Raw genomic sequence first — 4,020 nt, forward strand, 5'->3', positions numbered from 1 at the left:
AAGACGCTCACGCAGCTGCAGCGCGGCGCCACGATCGCGATTCCGGCCGATGCGGCCGGCACGGCAAGGGCGCTGGTGTTGCTGCAGAATTTCACGCTGCTGACATTTTCCGATCGCGCCGGCCTGCATGCAACGCTGGCCGATATCACCGGCAACCGCCTGCATCTGAAAATCCGGCAGGTGCCGCGCTCGCAGCTGTTTGCCGCATTGGACCAGGTGGCGTTCGCGGTGATCGACAGCGCCGACGCCGCCAAGGCCGGCCTGTATCCGGCGCGCGACAGCATCGGTATCGAGGATGCCCGCTCGCCCTGGCAGAACGTGCTGGCGGTGCGCGCCGGCGACCGCGGCGAACCCTGGGTGACGCAGCTGCTTGCCGCCTACCATTCCGGACCGGTGGCGAAATTCATCCTGGAACGTTACCAGGACTCGGTGCGCAGGCCGTGGTGAAGCGCCGCGCGTGATTCAGGCCTGGGGACCGGTCTTGCTTTCAGCCGGCAAGGCCGCAGCCATCAGCACCGCATCGCGCTTGTCCAGCAAGTGCTGGCGCAATATCGCCGCCAGCCGTTTGCCGTCGCGCGCTTCCAGCGCTTTCACCATCTCGTCGTGGTCGTGGGCGGCGCTATCCCATTTGGTCGGCTGGAAATTCGATTTGAAGCGCAGCGCCTTCAAGCGCCGGTTCAGGCCGAGGTAAGTCTGGCGCAGGACCGAATTGCGGGCAGCGTCGTTGATCTTGTCGTGTATCGCCTGGTTGCGGCTGTAATAACCCGGCAGATCGTTCTGCGCCTTGCAAGCCAGCATCGCATAGTGCAAGGCCTTGATCTCGGCCAGTTCGACCGGCGTGATGCGGTCGCAGGCCAGCTCGCCCGACATCGCTTCCAGGCCGCTCATCAGTTCGAAGGTTTCCCAGATTTCGGTTTCCGACATCTTGGAGACCGACGCCCCCCGGTTCGGCGATATCTCTATCAAGCCTTCGGCCGCCAGCACCTTCAGCGCTTCGCGCAACGGCGTGCGCGAAATCCCCAGCGTTTCGCATAACTCCCGCTCATTGAGCTTGGTGCCCGGCGTCAGCACCGCTTCGACGATCAGGTTGCGCAAATGGTCAACCACCGTGTCATGCAGGCGCTGGCGCTCCAGTTTGGGCACCAGGGGAGCAGGTTTTTCTTCTTGCCCGGTTATCGCATTTTGCATTCAAAATCCTTTTTTACGCGTTTGATCGTATTTTAACATCAAATACAGGGCGTAAGAATTGTTGTCTGGCGCCATTCCAGATGAATGTCAAAAAGAATAAAACGGCTATAAATCATCATATTTCATTGATTATTAAGGATTTATGCTTCTTTTAAGCAGATGTCGTTACTCAGGCCTTGTGAAAAATCTCTTTACGGCTGGAATTTGGACTGCTAAAGTATTTTGAATGCAAAATACAATTTGTTCAAAGGAGGCATACATGTTGACACTAGATTTCCATCCGGCCGGCCGTCATTTCCTGCAGATCCCGGGCCCTAGCCCGGTGCCTGACCGGATTTTGCGCGCCATGAGTTATCCGACCATCGACCATCGCGGCCCGGAATTCGGCGCGCTCGGTTTGCAGGTGCTGGCAGGCATCAAGAAAATTTTCAAGACCGTACAGCCAGTGGTGATCTATCCGGCTTCCGGCACCGGCGCTTGGGAAGCTGCGCTGACCAACACCCTGAGCGCCGGCGATACGGTGCTGATGTATGAGACCGGGCATTTCGCCACGCTCTGGAAGAAAATGGCCGAAGCGCTGGGTTTGAAGCCGGAGTTCCTCGGCCTGCCAGGCATCGAAGGCTGGCGCCACGGCGTACAGGCCGACCGCATCGAACAGCGCCTGCGCCAGGACAGCGAGCACCAGATCAAGGCAGTGTGCGTGGTCCACAATGAAACCTCGACCGGCGTCACTTCCGACATCGCCGCCGTGCGCAGGGCGATCGACGCCGCCGGCCACCCGGCCCTGCTGATCGTCGATACGATTTCCGGCCTGGCCTCGGCGGATTACCGCCATGACGAATGGGGCGTCGACGTCACCGTGTCGGGATCGCAAAAAGGGTTGATGCTGCCGCCGGGCATCAGCTTCAACGCGGTATCGCAGAAAGCCATCGCAGCCAGCAAGAACGCCAAGTTGCCGAAAGCATTCTGGGACTGGACCGACATCATCGAGATGAACCAGACCGGCTATTGGCCCTACACGCCCAACACCAATTTGTTGTACGGATTGTCGGAAGCGCTCGACATGATCCTCGGCGAAGGCCTGGACCGGGTGTTCGTGCGCCACCAGCGGTTGGCCAGCGCCTGCCGCGATGCGGTGCGCGCCTGGGGCCTGGAGGTCCAGTGCGCCGATCCTGCGCTGTACTCGCCGGTGCTGACCGGCGTGATGACGCCGCCCGGCTTCGACGCCGATGCGATCCGCAAGACCATCTATGAAAACTTCAACATGTCGCTCGGCACCGGCCTCGGAAAAATGAAGGGCGGCATGTTCCGTATCGGCCACCTGGGCGAAGCCAACGACCTGACCCTGATGGCGACCCTGGCCGGCTGCGAAATGGGACTGAAGCTGGCCGGCGTGCCGCTGGCCGGCAGCGGCGTGGTGGCGGCGATGGATAACCTGGCTGCGCAAAAGAGCAAACCGGTATTGAAGGCCGCATAAGTTGGAACCGCTCCGGCACCGTCCCGCAGAGGACGGGCGGAGCAAGGATAAAGATGTCCTGCGGCGCTTGCCGACCACCATAATATTGGAGACAACAATGAAACACCTGCGTTTGCGCGCGACCACGGTCGTGCTGATCATGTTATGCCTGATGTATTTCATTACCTACCTGGATCGCGTCAACGTCAGCACCGCCGCGGCCGGTTTTGCCAAAGAATTCGATCTTTCAAAAACCCAGATCGGCCTGGTGTTTTCTGCATTCGCCTATCCCTACCTGGTATTCCAGATCATCGGCGGCTGGGTCAGCGACAAGTTCGGCGCCAAACGCACCCTGATCTATTGCGGCATATTGTGGGGTATCGCCACCATCCTGACCGGCTTTGCCGGCGGCTTGTTTTCGCTGCTGATGGCGCGGCTGCTGCTGGGCCTGGGCGAAGGCGCCACTTTCCCCGCCGCCACCAGCGCCATGTCGCGCTGGGTCGCCAAGGAAAACCGCGGTTTCGCGCAGGGCATCACGCATGCGTTCGCCCGCATCGGCAATGCGGTCGCGCCCACGCTGGTGGTGTTCATCATGGCCACCCACGGCTGGCGTGAATCCTTCTATATCTGCGGGGTGATCAGCCTGGTCTGGGTATTGGTGTGGGCATTTGTGTTTACCGAACATCCGGAGAAACATCCGCGCATCACCAAGGAAGAACTGGCGATACTGCCGGCGGTGAAGAAAAACACGTCGAAGATTCCATGGGGGCCGCTGTTCAAACGCATGTTGCCGGTGACCATCGTGTATTTCTGCTACGGCTGGACCTTGTGGCTGTTCCTGAGCTGGATTCCGCAATATTTCCTGCACAGCTACGACCTCGACATCAAGAAATCGGCGCTGTTCGCTTCCAGCGTGTTCTTCGCCGGCGTGCTCGGCGATACGCTGGGCGGTATCGTCAGCGACAGGATCCTGAAGCGCACCGGCAACCTGAAGCGGGCGCGCAGCCAGATGGTGTCGGTGTGCATGCTGCTGACGCTGTTGTCGCTGCTGCCATTGCTCGTCACCCACAATGTTTACGTCTCGATACTTTGCCTGAGCGCCGGTTTCTTTTTTGCCGAAATGACGATAGGCCCGATGTGGGCAATCCCGATGGATATCGCTCCGCAGTACTCGGGCACCGCCAGCGGCATGATGAATACCGGCTCGGCGCTGGCGGCGATCATCTCGCCGGTGCTGTCCGGCTACCTGATCGACCGCTTCGGCAGCTGGGAACTGCCGTTCGTCGGCAGCATGATCCTGATGGGATTCGGCGTGCTGCTGGCATTCCGCATGCAGCCCGACAGCAAGTTCGAGCACAGCGTGGCGGATGGCGCGG

Annotated in this window: 4 protein-coding genes; 3 read left to right on the forward strand and 1 reads right to left on the reverse strand. The window is 60.1% G+C overall.

Annotation, left to right across the window (positions count from 1 at the left end):
* The coding region (locus JWQ61_RS02035; protein ID WP_304359047.1) for a MetQ/NlpA family ABC transporter substrate-binding protein at positions 1-447 on the forward strand (447 nt) is incomplete at its 5' end.
* A gap of 15 nt (positions 448-462) precedes the next feature.
* Here JWQ61_RS02035 and JWQ61_RS02040 read toward each other — a convergent pair.
* Positions 463-1,188: a GntR family transcriptional regulator gene (locus tag JWQ61_RS02040; RefSeq protein ID WP_304359048.1), complete on the reverse strand. Its 726-nt coding sequence runs from the start codon at positions 1,186-1,188 to the stop codon at positions 463-465.
* A 259-nt stretch (positions 1,189-1,447) separates the two neighbouring features.
* Here JWQ61_RS02040 and JWQ61_RS02045 point away from each other — a divergent pair, with 259 nt between their 5' ends.
* Both JWQ61_RS02045 and JWQ61_RS02050 read left to right on the forward strand, forming a co-directional pair.
* Complete coding sequence (locus tag JWQ61_RS02045) at positions 1,448-2,665, forward strand: alanine--glyoxylate aminotransferase family protein (RefSeq protein WP_304359049.1); 1,218 nt, start codon at positions 1,448-1,450, stop codon at positions 2,663-2,665.
* Between the two features lie 97 nt (positions 2,666-2,762).
* Positions 2,763-4,020, forward strand: a 1,258-nt coding sequence (locus JWQ61_RS02050; RefSeq protein WP_304359050.1) for an MFS transporter, incomplete at its 3' end; no start/stop codon positions are given.

Source organism: Collimonas fungivorans (assembly GCF_028292705.1).
In the GTDB taxonomy this organism is placed as follows: Bacteria; Pseudomonadota; Gammaproteobacteria; order Burkholderiales; family Burkholderiaceae_D; genus Collimonas; species Collimonas fungivorans_B.